Origin of the sequence: Streptomyces sp. Qhu_M48 (assembly GCF_051305195.1) — a bacterium.
GTDB lineage: Bacteria > Actinomycetota > Actinomycetes > Streptomycetales > Streptomycetaceae > Streptomyces.
In genome coordinates this window covers 7,050,219-7,064,415 of record NZ_CP195432.1, presented here as the reverse complement: position 1 = coordinate 7,064,415, position 14,197 = coordinate 7,050,219, and the positions used below count along the sequence as shown (strand labels likewise).

Annotated in this window: 14 protein-coding genes; 10 read left to right on the top strand and 4 right to left on the bottom strand. The window is 74.2% G+C overall.

Annotated elements, in window-relative coordinates; translation table 11 throughout:
* The first annotated feature begins 64 nt into the window (after positions 1–64).
* From ACRRSS_RS31615 to ACRRSS_RS31585, 7 genes are all read left to right on the top strand, one after another.
* A complete protein-coding gene (locus ACRRSS_RS31615; protein ID WP_435974459.1) occupies positions 65–925 on the top strand; it encodes a bifunctional methylenetetrahydrofolate dehydrogenase/methenyltetrahydrofolate cyclohydrolase in 861 nt (286 codons plus the stop codon).
* A gap of 103 nt (positions 926–1,028) precedes the next feature.
* Complete coding sequence (locus ACRRSS_RS31610; RefSeq protein WP_435974458.1) at positions 1,029–1,592, top strand: DUF3017 domain-containing protein; 564 nt, start codon at positions 1,029–1,031, stop codon at positions 1,590–1,592.
* A 252-nt stretch (positions 1,593–1,844) separates the two neighbouring features.
* Positions 1,845–2,909, top strand: a complete 1,065-nt coding sequence (locus tag ACRRSS_RS31605; protein ID WP_435974457.1) for a DUF2690 domain-containing protein — start codon at positions 1,845–1,847, stop codon at positions 2,907–2,909.
* A 325-nt stretch (positions 2,910–3,234) separates the two neighbouring features.
* Positions 3,235–4,224, top strand: a complete 990-nt coding sequence (locus ACRRSS_RS31600; protein ID WP_435974456.1) for a malate dehydrogenase — start codon at positions 3,235–3,237, stop codon at positions 4,222–4,224.
* A gap of 309 nt (positions 4,225–4,533) precedes the next feature.
* The gene (locus tag ACRRSS_RS31595; RefSeq protein WP_435974455.1) at positions 4,534–6,312 is read left to right on the top strand and encodes a hypothetical protein; all 1,779 of its coding nucleotides are present in this window, start codon (positions 4,534–4,536) and stop codon (positions 6,310–6,312) included.
* Positions 6,305–6,712, top strand: coding sequence for a hypothetical protein (locus tag ACRRSS_RS31590; protein ID WP_435974454.1), 408 nt, complete (start codon positions 6,305–6,307; stop codon positions 6,710–6,712). The genes ACRRSS_RS31595 and ACRRSS_RS31590 overlap by 8 nt, the downstream gene beginning before the upstream one ends.
* A gap of 1 nt (position 6,713) precedes the next feature.
* Positions 6,714–7,763: a hypothetical protein gene (locus ACRRSS_RS31585; protein ID WP_435974453.1), complete on the top strand. Its 1,050-nt coding sequence runs from the start codon at positions 6,714–6,716 to the stop codon at positions 7,761–7,763.
* A gap of 133 nt (positions 7,764–7,896) precedes the next feature.
* On the opposite strand, the gene ACRRSS_RS31580 is transcribed toward ACRRSS_RS31585, so the two are convergent.
* Positions 7,897–8,667, bottom strand: a complete 771-nt coding sequence (locus ACRRSS_RS31580) for an isocitrate lyase/PEP mutase family protein (RefSeq protein ID WP_435974452.1) — start codon at positions 8,665–8,667, stop codon at positions 7,897–7,899.
* Positions 8,668–8,687: 20 nt separating this feature from the next.
* Positions 8,688–9,221: a carboxymuconolactone decarboxylase family protein gene (locus ACRRSS_RS31575; RefSeq protein ID WP_435974451.1), complete on the bottom strand. Its 534-nt coding sequence runs from the start codon at positions 9,219–9,221 to the stop codon at positions 8,688–8,690.
* A 47-nt stretch (positions 9,222–9,268) separates the two neighbouring features.
* Between ACRRSS_RS31575 and ACRRSS_RS31570 the strand changes: the two genes are divergently transcribed.
* On the top strand, positions 9,269–10,801 hold the full coding sequence (locus ACRRSS_RS31570; protein WP_435974450.1) for a PLP-dependent aminotransferase family protein: 1,533 nt from the start codon (positions 9,269–9,271) through the stop codon (positions 10,799–10,801).
* A gap of 105 nt (positions 10,802–10,906) precedes the next feature.
* Here the strand turns inward: ACRRSS_RS31570 and ACRRSS_RS31565 are convergent, their stop codons facing one another.
* Entirely contained in the window at positions 10,907–11,746 is an 840-nt protein-coding gene (locus ACRRSS_RS31565) for a hypothetical protein (RefSeq protein ID WP_435974449.1), read from the bottom strand.
* A 160-nt stretch (positions 11,747–11,906) separates the two neighbouring features.
* Between ACRRSS_RS31565 and ACRRSS_RS31560 the strand changes: the two genes are divergently transcribed.
* Entirely contained in the window at positions 11,907–12,206 is a 300-nt protein-coding gene (locus ACRRSS_RS31560) for a hypothetical protein (protein ID WP_351901757.1), read from the top strand.
* Between the two features lie 14 nt (positions 12,207–12,220).
* Positions 12,221–13,405: a glutathionylspermidine synthase family protein gene (locus ACRRSS_RS31555; RefSeq protein WP_435974448.1), complete on the top strand. Its 1,185-nt coding sequence runs from the start codon at positions 12,221–12,223 to the stop codon at positions 13,403–13,405.
* 12 nt (positions 13,406–13,417) lie between these two features.
* Here the strand turns inward: ACRRSS_RS31555 and ACRRSS_RS31550 are convergent, their stop codons facing one another.
* A complete protein-coding gene (locus ACRRSS_RS31550) occupies positions 13,418–14,113 on the bottom strand; it encodes a polysaccharide deacetylase family protein (protein ID WP_435974447.1) in 696 nt (231 codons plus the stop codon).
* Between the last annotated feature and the right edge of the window lie 84 nt (positions 14,114–14,197).

The window sequence follows — 14,197 nt, the reverse complement described above, 5'->3', positions numbered from 1 at the left end:
CGCGATCGGCCGCCCGGCACGAGCGAATTGGAACAAGGCGGGGGTCATCCGGGAGGATGTCTCCATGAGCGCCCAGATTCTCGATGGCAAGGCCACCGCAGCCGCGATCAAGTCCGATCTGACCGTCCGTGTGGCGGCCCTCAAGGAGCGGGGCGTCACGCCCGGACTCGGCACCCTCCTGGTCGGCGAGGACCCGGCCAGCCAGAAGTACGTGGCCGGCAAGCACCGCGACTGCGCGGAGGTCGGCCTCGCCTCGATCCAGCGCACGCTGCCCGCCACCGCCACCCAGGAGGAGATCGAGGCGGTCGTACGGGAGCTCAACGAGGACGCCGCCTGCACCGGGTACATCGTCCAGCTCCCGCTGCCCAAGGGCATCGACGAGAACCGCATCCTGGAGCTGATGGACCCGGCCAAGGACGCGGACGGTCTGCACCCGACCAACCTCGGCCGGCTCGTCCTGAACGAGCCCGCCCCGCTGCCCTGCACGCCGAACGGCGTCATCACGCTGCTCCGCCGCCACGGCGTCGAGATCAACGGCGCCGAGGTCGTGGTCGTCGGACGCGGTGTCACCATCGGGCGCACGATGCCGCTGCTGCTCACCCGCCGCTCCGAGAACGCGACCGTGACCCAGTGCCACACCGGCACCCGCGACCTCTCCGCGCACCTGCGCAACGCCGACATCATCGTCGCGGCGGCCGGTGTGCCGCACCTGATCAAGCCCGAGGACGTGAAGCCGGGCGCGGCCGTTCTCGACGTCGGCGTCTCGCGCAACGGCGAGGGCAAGATCGTCGGCGACGTGCACCCCGGTGTCGCCGAGGTGGCCGGCTGGATCTCCCCGAACCCCGGCGGCGTCGGCCCGATGACCCGCGCCCAGCTCCTCGTCAACGTCGTCGAGGCCGCCGAGCGCGCGGCCGCGGCGCTCTGACGTGACCTCCGGGACCCCTGGGACTTCCGGGACCTCCGAGACCCCTGGGACCTCCGGGACCCTTGGGACGTCCGGAGAGTCGGACGGGGTGGAGAGGGCCGACGTGACGGACGCGACGGACGTGAAGGATGGGGCGGACGTGACGGAGGCGAAGAACGCGGAGGCCGGCGAGCGCGCCGAGGACGCGGTGGCCGCCGAGCACGGGGACGCTGCGGCGGCCACCTCGGCCGGCGCCACCGACGGCTCCACCGGTACCTCGGTCGGCGGTCCCCGGCGGCGCCGGCCGCCCACCGTCACGACCGGCACCGCGCGCCCCGAGGGCGGTGGTCGGGCGGCCCCCGGCGACGCCCCCGCGCCCGCCCGCCAGTGGCCGCTGCTCACCGTGCTCGGACTCGCCGGGCTCGGCCTGCTCGTGGTGGGGACGGATCCGTTCCCGCAGGCCTTCCGGATCGGGGTCGTCCTGGTCGGGGTCGCGCTCCTCGTGGGGGCCGTCATGCGCCGGGTGCTGCCCTCCGTGGGCATGCTGGCCGTCCGCTCCCGCTTCACGGACATGATCACGTACGGGGTCATGGGTGGCCTGATCGTGCTGCTCGCGCTCATGGTGCAGCCGGGACCCTGGCTGAAGATCCCGTTCCTGGAGGACGTACTCCACCTCACGGTGACCTAGACCGCCTCGCACGAGGCACGGCGCCCGCCCTCTCCCCCGTGGGAGGGCGGGCGCCGCTGCGATCAAGGGTCATGTACGTGCCAACGCGGGGACAAGGTCCGTCGGTGCGCTGTGGCACGGAAGTGACCATTCCGGTACCTCGGCTCCGCATCCGGGGCGCGCATCGCCCCCGGACCTGCCATCCTTCGGGGAAGCAGGGGATCCGCGGGAGACACGGGCGCCGCGGGAGGCACGGGACAAGGGGGGCCGCACATGCCTGGCTGGAAGGCGCTGCCGGACGAACTCGACCCGGACGTCCGCGCGTTCACGGAGCGCCTCCGTCGTCTCGTCGACCGCAGCGGCCTCGGCGTCACGGCCGTCGCCGAACGCACCGGACACGAACGGGCCGCGTGGGACCGGTATCTGAACGCGCGCCTCCCCGCCCCCCGTGGCGCCGTCGTGGCCCTCGCGGAGGTGACCGGAAGCGACCCCGCGGCCCTCGCGACCGACTGGGAGCGCGCGGAGCGCGCCTGGGCCCGCTCCACCGCGCCGGTGGAGGGGGCGGGGGGCGACGCTGCGCCGGGGAACGGTGGCCCTGTTCCCGGGAACGATGCCACCGCCTCGGGGGAGGGCGGCACTGCTGCTCCCGCCCTCGGTCCCGGCCTGGGTGACGACCGCACCATGGAGATCCGGCGCCTCGACCGGCCCCGGCCGGAGGTGCCTCCGGCCTCCGACTCCGCCGTGCCCGCGCCCCGTACCCCTGCCCCCGCCCCGTCCCGTACCTCCGCCGGGTCCCCGTCCCGTACCCCCGACTCGCGGCGCAAGTCGGTCCTGCTCTACGCCGCCGGCGTCCTCGGTGCCCTGCTCGTCGTCACCGCTGCCCTGCTCCTGGTCGATCTGGGCGGCTCGGACGGTGAGGGCGACCCCGTGGCCGCCCCGCCCACCACCGCCGCCCCGCCCTCCACGCCGCGCACCAGCCTTCCCGCGGGGGTGAAATGCGCGGGAGCCGACTGCGCCGGCCAGGACCCGGAGGCGATGGGGTGCGGTGGCGCCCTCGCGACCACCGTCGCCCTCGCCCGCGTGGGCACCGCCCAGGTCGAGGTCCGCTACAGCGACACCTGCGCGGCCGCCTGGGCCCGGATCACCGGGGCGGCCCCCGGGGACACCGTGACCGTGGAGGCCGGGGAGACGGTGCGGCGCGCCACCGTCGCCCCGGACGCCGACACGACGGCGGAGACCGACGCGTACACCCCGATGGTCGCCGTCGGCTCCGGCGCGGCCGCGAAGGCCTGCGGCCTGCTCGCGAACGGTGACGACGGCTGCACCGCGAACCCTTAGCGCCGGTCCGTGGTCGGGCCATCGGCCCTTTGGTCGCCGGACCGATAGGTCGATGGGTGGGTGGCGGTCGGTGGGCCACGGTCGGTCGGTGGGCCCGGGCGGCCGGCCCGAGGGGCATGACGAGGAACATGACGCGGACGGGCGGTCGACCGGACACGGACGGGCGGCAGTGAGCCGGACCACAAGGGGTTGGGGATTCACCGGGGCCCGGGTCGGATAGCCTGACCGCTGGATATCTCTTCATGTCGAGACACCGATCGATCAAGAGAGCTATCCCGCACCAGGGGCAGGGACCCCCACCGCCAGCTGTCTTACGGAGATCGCCATGACCCGCACTCCCGTGAATGTCACCGTGACCGGCGCGGCCGGCCAGATCGGCTACGCGCTGCTCTTCCGCATCGCCTCCGGCCACCTGCTCGGCGCGGACGTGCCGGTCAAGCTGCGCCTCCTCGAGATCCCGCAGGGCGTGAAGGCCGCCGAGGGCACCGCCATGGAGCTCGACGACTGCGCGTTCCCGCTGCTCAAGGGCATCGACATCTTCGACGACCCGAACCAGGGCTTCGAGGGTGCGAACGTCGCGCTGCTCGTCGGCGCCCGCCCGCGTACCAAGGGCATGGAGCGCGGTGACCTGCTCGCCGCCAACGGCGGCATCTTCAAGCCGCAGGGCAAGGCCATCAACGACCACGCCGCGGACGACATCAAGGTCCTCGTCGTCGGCAACCCGGCCAACACCAACGCCCTGATCGCCCAGGCCGCCGCCCCGGACGTGCCGGCCGAGCGCTTCACCGCGATGACCCGCCTGGACCACAACCGCGCGCTGTCGCAGCTCGCCGCCAAGACCGGCGCCTCGGTCGAGGACATCAAGCGCCTCACCATCTGGGGCAACCACTCGGCGACCCAGTACCCGGACATCTTCCACGCGGAGATCGCCGGCAAGAACGCCGCCGAGCTCGTCGACGACCAGGTGTGGCTGGCCGACACCTTCATCCCGACCGTCGCCAAGCGCGGCGCCGCGATCATCGAGGCCCGTGGCGCGTCCTCCGCCGCCTCGGCCGCGAACGCCGCCATCGACCACGTCCACACCTGGGTCAACGGCACCGCCGAGGGCGACTGGACCTCCATGGGCATCCCGTCGGACGGCTCCTACGGCGTCCCCGAGGGCCTCATCTCCTCCTTCCCCGTCACCACCAAGGACGGCACGTACGAGATCGTCCAGGGCCTGGAGATCAACGACTTCTCGCGCGGCCGTATCGACGCCTCCGTGGCGGAGCTCGCCGAGGAGCGCGACGCGGTGCGCGAGCTCGGCCTCATCTGAGTCCCGGCTCCACCGGGTCCGGGCGCTCCTGAGTCCCGGCTCCACCCCGCCAGGGCTCTCCGGAGCCCCGGCACAGGGCTCTCCCGAGCCCCGGCACAGAGGGCTCTCCCGAGCCAAGGCACACCGAGTCAGGCGCCCTCAGGGCCCCGGCTCCACATTCCCGGCGCCCCCGGGCCGTACGACCGACCGTACGGCCCGGGGGCGCCGTTCTACTGCCGACGCGGAACCCCCCACCTCCCCTATGCTGACCCACCGGTTCGCGGTCAAGTGAGCCGTGAACGAGGGAAGTTACACACCATCGGGGGAGTTTTGTCGCAGTCGTCCATTCCGCAGCAGCCCGACGGGCCACCCCACACGCCACCGAGCACGCCACCGGACGTCCCGGCGCACGTGCCACCGGCCGTCGACCCGCGGCGGTTACCGGCCTCCAGCGAGGCGACCCGGCTGCTCTGCGCCGGCACGTACCTCGACGACGGCTTCCGTGACGCGGTCATCGACCAGCTGTACGTCCACGAGGAGCGCTTCGCCGCCCCCTCCCTCGGCCACGACGCCAGCCGCGTCCTCGCCCACGCGCTGCGCGCCCGCCGCGTCGAGCTCGGCTGGGCCGCCGGCATCCTCACGCTCTGGATCATCGCGATCCCGCTCACCAAGGGCCTGGTCGCCCTTCTGATCGTGCCCTTCCTCGTCCTCGGCCTCGCCCGCTGGATCCGCGGCCGGTCGGCCGCCGCCCCGGTCTACCGCGTCGTCGCCGCCTTCGTGGTGCGCTGGTACGGGCGGCTCATGCTGCTCCAGTCCGCCCTGCTGCTCTTCTTCCTCGCCGTCGGTGACGACGAGTCCGGCGGCGAGTTCCTCGGCGACTCCGACACGGGCGAGTTCCTCGACCTCGCGGTGAGCCTCGCGGCCCAGGAGATGTGGGGCATCGGCAGCCTTGAGGTGTGGATCACCATCGCCGTGCCGCTCCTGGTGGCCTGGGCGGTGGCCACCCAGCGCGGCCAGTTCGCCCGCGCGCTCACCCAGGAGCTGTCCCGCGAGCGCTTCGCCGACCAGCGCTCCGACCCGGCCGAGCTGGCCGAGGGAGCCCGCTCCCGCCGCCTGCGCGACCGGATCCGGGTCGAACAGCACGCCCGGCTGATCATGTACGGGGCCGACGACCCGTTCTGCGGCGCGGGCGAGCCGTACGAGCCCTGGTCGCTCTCCGTCGAACTGCGCCCCCGCAAGAACCTCGACGGCAAGGCGCCCGAACCGCTCGACAACAGCGCCGTCATGCGGCACGTCGTCCCGCTCGTGGAGGCGCTCCGCGTGCCCTCCCCGCACGGTTCGCCGCAGCTCCAGGCCGCCGTACGGGACCGGCTGCGCGAGCTGGAGATCGACGAGGTCGTCTTCCTGCCGGTCGACGGGCTGCCGGCCCGCACCGCCGCGCCGTACAGCCCCGAGGGCTTCGAGGCGCACCGGTCCGGCTCCATCGAGGAGGGCGGCGAGACCCGGCGCCACTTCCTGCGCATCAGGGTCGGCGGCTGGGGCGAGGAGATCGTCACCACCGTCTTCGTCCGCGTCCACACGCAGGGCGGCATGCTGATGCTGGAGGTCGCCCCGCACGTCCTGCGTCCGGTGAAGCCGCTCTACCGGTACGCCGACCGGATCGCCCACCGCTACCGCCACAACCACCACTTCGGCAAGGCCGTCTGGGCGCTGGGCCAGACCCCGCGCTCCGCCGGACAGGCCCTCGTCACACTCGGGCGCTCGCTCGGCCACGGCTGGCGGCTGCTCACCGCGGGCCACGCCCACGCGCTGCCCGAGGGGCCCGCGGTCTCGGTCCGTGAGCTCGGCTCCGACGACGAGGCCTCGCTCTTCCAGGAGATGGACATCAGCCGCTACCTGAAGAGCGTGCAGGACCGGGTCGCCAACGGCGTGACGGCCGCGCTCCGCGAAGCGGGGTACGAGACCGCCGAGTTCGAGCAGAAGATCGTCCATGTCGCCGAGGGCGGCACGTTCATCGAGAACACCAGGGGCAACGTCACCCTCGGCAACAACAACACCGTCACCAGCAGGAACTTCACCACCGCGACCACCGGAGGCAACCGTGGCTGAGACCGGCAACACCACCGCGAACGGCGCCGCCGACGACCGGACCGCCCGGAGCGGCATCAACGTCACCAACACCTCGGGCAACGTCACCATCGGAGACCACAACACCGTCACCAGCACGGTGAACGGCACCGGACCGAGCCGCGACCCGCGGCAGGAGGCGCTGCTCCAGGCCATCCGCCGGCTCCGGGCCGACCTCGGCGGCGTCGTGCCCTCCGAGCAGACGACCGCCCTGGACGCCGAACTCTCCGACGCCGAGGAGGAGATCGAGGGCACGGGCCGGGCGGGCGCCGGCCGACTGGCCCGGCTGCGCCAGGCCCTCACGGACGCGGGCGCGGTGTCCGGCATCCTCGCCTCGGGCGTGGCCGTCGGCCAGGCCGTCGGCACCCTGCTCGGAGGGTGAGATGAGCGGTCACGGGGGCGGCGGGGCCCGCTGGAACGACGAGACGCAGAGCTGGGAGTCCGACGGGGCCGCGCCCGGTCCCGTCGGAGGGGCCGGGGACGGCCCCGCCGGGGGAGTCGGAGGCGTGCCCGGTGGCGTAGCGGGAGGTCACGTCGGGGGAGCCGGGGACGGCCCCGTCGTACTTCCGCCGCCTCCGCCGCAGTACACGCCCGAGCCGGCACCCGGGTACGCCCCCGAGTACGCCGTGCCGGGGCACGCGCCCGCGTACGTACCGGAGACCGGCGGCTGGCGGTACCCGGTGCCCGGCAGCGCCCCCGCGACGGACGCCCGGCCGCGCTCGCGGGCGGCCGTCGCGGCGGGGGTCGCCGTGGCCGTCCTCGCCGCGGGCTCCGTGGGCGGCTGGCTGCTCTGGGGCAGGGACGGCGGGACCCCGGCGGCGGGCGGTGGTCCCGCGGTCTCCGTCTCGGACGCGCCGGAGACCACCGACACGAGCGGCACGGGCGATCCGACCGACAGCGGCGAGCCCACCGGCACCACCGGCCCGACCTCCGGCTCGCCGACGCCCTCCGGTCCGTCAGCCACCCCCACGGCCGGCGCGCCCCCGGCCGGCTACCGGGTCCAGAAGGACCTCAGGGGCTTCACGATCGCCGCACCCGAGGGCTGGAACCGCACCGAGTCCGACGAGGGCGGCGTCTTCTTCAACGCGCCGGACGGCCGGAGCCTCCTCCAGGTCTTCATCGTCACCGAGGCCGGTATGACGCCGTACGAGGCCCTGCGCGCGGTCTCCGAGGACGGGCGGGCCAACAAACCCGGCTACGAGGAGCTCAGCCTCGAAAGGGTCACCGGGGACCCGGGCGCCCCGGCCGACGCCGCCGAACTGGTCTACCAATACGCGCGCGAGGAGGGCCGCCGCAAGGTCGTCGACCGGGCCTTCACGGCCCCGGACGGCAACCACTACGCGATCCTGGCCGCCGGCCCGGTGACGGACTGGCCGAAGCAGCGCGAGGTGCTCCGGGTGGCCCTGCAGTTCTTCCAGCCGGGCGCGTACTGACCGGACGACGGAGAGCCGGACCCGCCTACCCGGCGGACCCGGAGCCTCGGCGGACCCGCCTACCCGCCGGACCTGGAGCCCCAGCGGGCCCGGAGCCCCGGCCCGCTGGGGAGGCGGGCACGGGTCCGAGGCCTCAGAGCGTGCCCGTCTTGCGGAGGTTCTTCGCGAGGGCCGAGACGTCGGCCCCCACCCGCAGGAGCAGCCCGTCGCCGAAGGTGATCCGGGTCGCGCCCAGCTCGCCGAGCTCGGCGAAGGTCGGACCGCCCTGGGCGGCCAAGGTGTTGACGGGGAGGTCGCCGAGGGCGGCGCGGAGCGCCGGGAGGTCGGCGGGCGGGGCCGCGATCGGGTAGACGCAGTCCGCGCCCGCCTCCGCGTAGAGCAGGGCGCGGGCGACGACGGCCTCCACCGGCTCGGGGGCCCGGCGGAGGTACACGTCCACGCGCGCGTTGACGAACAGTCCGGGTCCCGCGGCGGCGCGTACCTCCGCGAGCCACTCCGCGTGCGCCCGCGGGTCCTTGAGGCCGCCGGCCGGGCCGGTGTCCTCCAGGTTCACGCCGACGGCGCCCGACTCCCTTACGCGCTCCACCAGTTCCGCCGCGGCGAGGCCGTAACCGCCCTCCAGGTCCGCCGTCACGGGCACCGAGACGGCGCGGACGATCCGTGCCACGGCGGCGAACATCTCCGCCGCCGGTGTCGCCCCGTCCTCGTACCCGAGGGAGGCGGCGATCCCGGCGCTCGGCGTGGCGAGGGCCGGGAATCCGGCCGCCTCGAAGGCCCGGGCGCTCACCGCGTCCCACGGGCCGGGCAGGACGAGCGGATCGCCCGCCGCCCGGCCGCGGTGGAGGCCGCGCAGGGTCTCGGCGGCCGCGCCCCAGCTCCGGCCCACCTCCACGTCCCCGCTCATGTTCACGCTCCCGCTCATGTTCACGCGGAGCGCGGGGTGTAGTGGCCGGGCGTCATCCGGGTGGTGACGGCGATCCGGTTCCAGGCGTTGATGACGACGATCGCGGAGATGACCCGGGCGAGCTCGGTCTCGTCGAAGTGCGCTGCGGCGCGGGCGTACACCTCGTCGGGGACGAAGCCGTCGGTGAGGACGGTGACGGACTCGGTGAGTTCGAGGGCGGCCAGCTCCCGCTCGGTGTAGAAGTGCCGGGACTCCCGCCAGGCGGAGAGCTGCACGATCCGCTCGACGGTCTCGCCCTCCGCGAGCGCGTCCTTGGTGTGCATGTCGATGCAGAACGCGCAGTGGTTGACCTGGGAGGCCCGGATCTTGATCAGGTGGTAGAGGGTCGGGTCGACGTCCTTCGCCGCCGCCGTCTCCAGGCGGAGCATCGCCCGGTAGAACTCGGGGACGCGCTCGGCGAGGGGGAGCCGGGGGGCGTGCTCGTGGGCGTACTCGGTCCTCGCGGCGGCAGCGGGACCGGCGGTCCCCGCGCTCTCGACGGTGTGCGTGGTCATGTCCTTCACCGTACGAGCGAGGTGGCTCAGGAGTATGGTCCATTGACATGGCAGACGAGTGGGCCACTTTTGGAGCCGACCTCCACCTGGAACTCCGCGGTCCGCGCCTGCGGGCCGGCCTCATGGACGCCCTGCGGGAGGCGGTGCGCAGCGGCCGCCTGGAGGCGGGCACCCGGCTCCCGTCCTCCCGGTCGCTCGCCGCCGACCTCGGCATGGCCCGCAACACCGTCGCCGACGCCTACGCCGAACTCGTCGCCGAAGGCTGGCTCACGGCCCGGCAGGGCTCCGGCACCCGGGTCGCCCGCCGCGCCGACCCCCGCCCGGCGGTCCGGCCGACCCCCGCGTCCGCCCCCGCGCCCTTCCTGTCCCGGCCCGCCAGGCCCGCGCACGACCTCAAGGCCGGCACCCCCGACCTGGCGTCCTTCCCGCGCGCCGAGTGGCTCAAGGCGTACCGGCGGGCGCTCACCGCCGCCCCGAACGAGGCCTTCGGGTACGGCGACCCGCGCGGCCGGATCGAACTCCGCACGGTCCTGGCCGAGTACCTCGCCCGCGCGCGGGGCGTGCACGCCCGGCCCGAGCGCATCGTCGTCTGCGCGGGCTTCGTGCACGGCCTGATGCTGATCGGCGAGGTGTTGCGGAGCCGGGGCGTCCGGGACGTGGCGGTCGAGTCGTACGGCCTCGGCCTCCACGCGGGACTGCTCACCGGGGCGGGCCTCGGCACCCCGGCTCTGCCCTTCGACGAACGGGGTACGAGGGTCGAGGAACTGTCGGCGCCTACGGGCCCGGGGGAGCCGAGAGGGCTCGGGGAGTCGGGAGCGCCGGGTGGGTCGGGGGAGCCGGGTGGGTCGGGGGAGCCGGGTGGGTCGGGGAAGCCGGGTGGGTTCGGGAGGCTCGGCTCGGCCGGGGCCGTCCTGATGACGCCCGCCCACCAGTTCCCGCTGGGCGGCGCCCTGCCCCCGGACCGGCGGGCGGCGGTCGTCGACTGGGCGCGCGCCTCGGGCGGTTTCGTCCTGGAGGACGACTACGACGGGGAGTTCCGCTACGACCGGCAGCCGGTCGGCGCGCTCCAGGGACTCGACCCCGAGCGGGTCGTCTACCTCGGCACCGCGAGCAAGTCCCTGGCCCCGGCGCTCCGGCTGGGGTGGATGGTGCTGCCGGAGAACCTCGTCGGCGAGGTGGTGGCGGCGAAGGGGGCCGTGGACTGGGTCTCCGGGGCGCCGGATCAGCTGGCGTTCGCGGAGTTCCTGGGCTCGGGGGCGTACGACCGGCACGTACGGGCGATGCGGCTGCGCTACCGGCGGCGCCGCGACCAGCTGGTCGCGGCGGTGGCCGCGCACTCGCCGGAGACCCGGGTCAGCGGGATCGCGGCCGGCCTCCACGCCGTCCTGGCCCTCCCGCCCGGGACGGAACAGGCCGTCCTGCGGGCCGCCGCCTGGAACGGCCTGGCCGTCCAGGGCGTCAACCAGTTCCGCCGCCCCACGGTCCCGGCGACCCTGGACGGGCTGGTCGTCGGCTACGCGACACCACCGGACAGCGCCTGGCAGGGCGCCCTCCAGAGCCTGTGCCGGGTGCTGCCCTAGGCGGGCCCGCCTTTCGGATCGGGCAGGGCTCCCCGGTCGGGCAGAGCTCCCCGGCCAGGCCCGGCTCCCCGGTCAGTCCGGGCTCCCTGTGCCTGGGCCCGCCGGTCAGGCCGGGCTCGCCGCGGCCCCGGCGGGCGCCGGCTCCGGCGGTTCGCCGAAGCGGGCCAGGGCCAGGGAGCCCGCCACCGCCACCGCGAAGCCGAGGACGGCGAGCCATCCGTACCCCTCCCTCGTACGGTCCCCGAGCCAGACCACCCCGACGATCGCCGGCCCGATCGTCTCGCCGAGCACCGAACCCGCCGTCGCCGTGGTCACCGAGCCGCGCTGGAGCGCCGAGGTCAGGAGGAGGAACGCGGCCCCGCCGCCGACCAGCAGCGCGTACCAGGACGGGTCGGTGAAGTCGATGCCGTCGATCAGCCGGACCGCCACCTCCACCACCCCGAAGCCGAAGCCCGCGCCGAGGCCGAGGACGAGGGCGCGGGGCTTCTCCGGCAGCCGACCGCCCACCACGCCGAGCAGCAGGACGCCGAACGCGGCGGCGAGCAGAGCCCAGGGCAGCCACTCCGGACCGCTCCGGTGGCCCTCCTTCCCGGAGCTCAGGGCGAGAAGGGCGAGCCCCGCGCAGACCACGGCCACGGCCGTCCACTCCACCCGGCGCAGCCTCACCCGCAGCACCCGGGAGGCGATGACCGCGGTGACCGCCAGGCTCGCGGCGAGGGCCGCGCCCACCACGTAGACGGGCAGCGTCCGCAGGGCGACGATCTGCAGGACGAAGCCCAGTCCGTCCATCCCGAGCCCGGCGACGTACCGCCACTGCCGCAGCGCCCGCCACATCAGCGCGACGTCGACGCCACCGCCGGTCCCGGGTGTCGTGGAGCGGGCCGCCATCGCCTGGAAGACCGAGGCCGCGCCGAAGCAGACGGACGAGGCGAGCGCACAAATCATCCCGAGGAGCACGAAACGACTCTAGGGGGTGACGGCGGAATCGACCGGCCTACACTGTGCGGTCGCGACAGACGTGAACGCGACAAGCGTGCACGTGACCGAGCGGACGCGATCAGTCGTGATCGCGACGGTCGCGACCGCGAAGGGGAGGGCGACGGACATGCGGAGGCTGAGGTCGAGCACGGTGGTGCTCGGCGGGATGGGTGTGCTCGCGGCGACGATCACCGCGTGCGGCTCCGAGCCGGACAGGCGGTGTGTGGACCCGCTGACCCGCGAGGAGCTGCCGAGCTACCGGTGCGAGAGCGGCGGTGGCGATGACGACGACGACAACGGCTCCACCACCCGGGGCTCGTACTACTACGGCGGTTCCCTCCGGGACAGCAAGGTGAGCGGCGGCAGCTTCGACAAGAAGGCCGTCGACACCGGGGGCTTCGGCTGCTCCGGTTCCGGCGGCGGCTGAGAGGGGCCAGGCACATGCGACGCCACACGATCGAGCCCCGGCCCGGCTGGCAGGAGACGGTGGAGGAGCAGGGGCTCGTCTACCCCCTGACCCGCCACCCGGACGGTTCGCTCCGTCCGTACTGGGACGAGAGCGCGTACTACTCCTTCACCCTGCCCGAGGTCGAGGCCCTGGAGGAGGTCGTCGAGGAGCTGCACACGATGTGCCTGGCGGCGGCCGCCCACATCGTCGAGCACGACCGGTTCGCCGAGCTCGGGATCACCGATCCGAAGCTCGTCTCCCTGGTCGCCGAGTCCTGGCGGCGCCGCGCCGAACTACCCTCCCTCTACGGGCGGTTCGACCTCTGCTACGACGGCACGGGTCCGGCCAAGATGCTGGAGTACAACGCCGACACCCCCACCTCCCTGGTGGAGGCCGCGAGTCCGCAGTGGTTCTGGATGGAGGAGCGGTTCCCCGGCGCCGACCAGTGGAACTCCCTCCACGAACGGCTCGTCGACGCCTGGAAGCGGCAGGCCCACCTGCTGCCCCCGGGGCCTCTCCACTTCGCGCACTCGGACGGCGACGAACTCGGCGAGGACCTGATGACGGTCGCGTACCTGCGCGAGACCGCCCAGCAGGCCGGACTCGACACCGAGGCGCTCTCCGTCGAACGGATCGGCTGGGACCGGCTCTCGCGCCGCTTCGTCGACGACCGGCTCCGCTTCATCCGCAGCTGCTTCAAGCTCTACCCGTGGGAGTGGCTCACCACCGACCGCTTCGGCCGGCACGTCCTGGAGACCCTCGACAACGGCGGCGGCACCGGCACCACCTGCTGGATCGAGCCCGCCTGGAAGATGCTGCTCTCCAACAAGGCGCTCCTCGCGATCCTGTGGGAGCTCTACCCCGGTCACCCCAACCTGCTCGCCGCCCACCTCGACGGGCCGCGCGAACTCGCCACGACCACCGGCTGGGTCGCCAAGCCGCTGCTCGGCCGGGAGGGCGCGGGGGTCACCCTGCACGAGGCCGGCACGGAGCCGTTCGTACGGGACGGGGAGCCCTGCTGCTACCAGGAGCTGTCCCCGCTGCCCGACTTCGACGGCAACCGGGTGGTGCTCGGCGCGTGGGTCGTCGAGGACGAGGCGGCGGGGCTCGGGATACGGGAGTCGGCGGGTCCCGTCACCGACGAGTACGCCCGCTTCCTCCCGCACGTCATCCTGTAGCGCCCCCGGGAGCTACTCCGCGACGTACTCCCGCAGCGGCGCGGGCCTCAGGCCGGCCGCCTCGGCCGCGTCGAGGGCTCGCCGCAGGTCCTGCTCCAGGGTCTCGTTGAAGTGCAGCAGGATGATGTCGCCGGCCTTGAGGGCCGGCGTCGGCGGGGTCCACTGGCCCCAGGTGGTGAGGTCGTACGTCCACGTCACCAGCGCCTTCGCCCCGCAGGCGCGGGCCGCGGTCCGGGTGGTCGCGTCGAACACCCCGTACGGCGGGCGCAGCAGCCGCGGGCCGTCCCCGAACCGGGCGAGGTGCCGGTCGCGCGCCCCGCACACCTCCGCCTTCTGGCCGGCGGCGTCGAGGGTGGTCAGGTCCGGGTGGCCGACGGTGTGGTTCTCGACGCGGGAACGCCCCTGGTTCAGCAGGGTGTGGAAGTAGCCGGAGTCGTACGAGTAGGCGCCGGGCAGCAGGAAGAGCGAGGCGGGCACCCGGCGGTCGAGCAGCAGTTTCGCCGCGGCGGGGTCGTGGAACCAGCCGTCGTCGATGGTGATGAAGACGACCGGGTCGGTGGTCTCGACGTGCGAGACCACCGGGACGGGCTCGGGCCAGGCCGCCTTCGGGGCGGCGTGCGCGGGCCCCGTGACCGCGCCGAGGAGCGCGAGCGGGACGAGGGCGGCGAGCGCGGCACGCGCGGCGTGACGCAGACGGAGTCTCGGCATGGCCGCATCATTGGCCTAGACCAACTACCGTGTCAATGGTCCGAGTTGCCCCGACCGGACCCCCGACCTGCCCCGGCCCGACCG

Excerpts from the sequence above, each read along its gene's own strand:
- ACRRSS_RS31565 (WP_435974449.1), bottom strand. The coding sequence starts at position 11,746 with ATGATTTGTGCGCTCGCCTCGTCCGTCTGCTTCGGCGCGGCCTCGGTC.
- ACRRSS_RS31580 (WP_435974452.1), bottom strand. The coding sequence starts at position 8,667 with ATGAGCGGGGACGTGGAGGTGGGCCGGAGCTGGGGCGCGGCCGCCGAG.
- ACRRSS_RS31575 (WP_435974451.1), bottom strand. The coding sequence starts at position 9,221 with ATGACCACGCACACCGTCGAGAGCGCGGGGACCGCCGGTCCCGCTGCC.
- ACRRSS_RS31550 (WP_435974447.1), bottom strand. The coding sequence starts at position 14,113 with ATGCCGAGACTCCGTCTGCGTCACGCCGCGCGTGCCGCGCTCGCCGCC.
- ACRRSS_RS31570 (WP_435974450.1), top strand. The coding sequence starts at position 9,269 with ATGGCAGACGAGTGGGCCACTTTTGGAGCCGACCTCCACCTGGAACTC.
- ACRRSS_RS31600 (WP_435974456.1), top strand. The coding sequence starts at position 3,235 with ATGACCCGCACTCCCGTGAATGTCACCGTGACCGGCGCGGCCGGCCAG.
- ACRRSS_RS31560 (WP_351901757.1), top strand. The coding sequence starts at position 11,907 with ATGCGGAGGCTGAGGTCGAGCACGGTGGTGCTCGGCGGGATGGGTGTG.
- ACRRSS_RS31555 (WP_435974448.1), top strand. The coding sequence starts at position 12,221 with ATGCGACGCCACACGATCGAGCCCCGGCCCGGCTGGCAGGAGACGGTG.
- ACRRSS_RS31585 (WP_435974453.1), top strand. The coding sequence starts at position 6,714 with ATGAGCGGTCACGGGGGCGGCGGGGCCCGCTGGAACGACGAGACGCAG.
- ACRRSS_RS31605 (WP_435974457.1), top strand. The coding sequence starts at position 1,845 with ATGCCTGGCTGGAAGGCGCTGCCGGACGAACTCGACCCGGACGTCCGC.
- ACRRSS_RS31615 (WP_435974459.1), top strand. The coding sequence starts at position 65 with ATGAGCGCCCAGATTCTCGATGGCAAGGCCACCGCAGCCGCGATCAAG.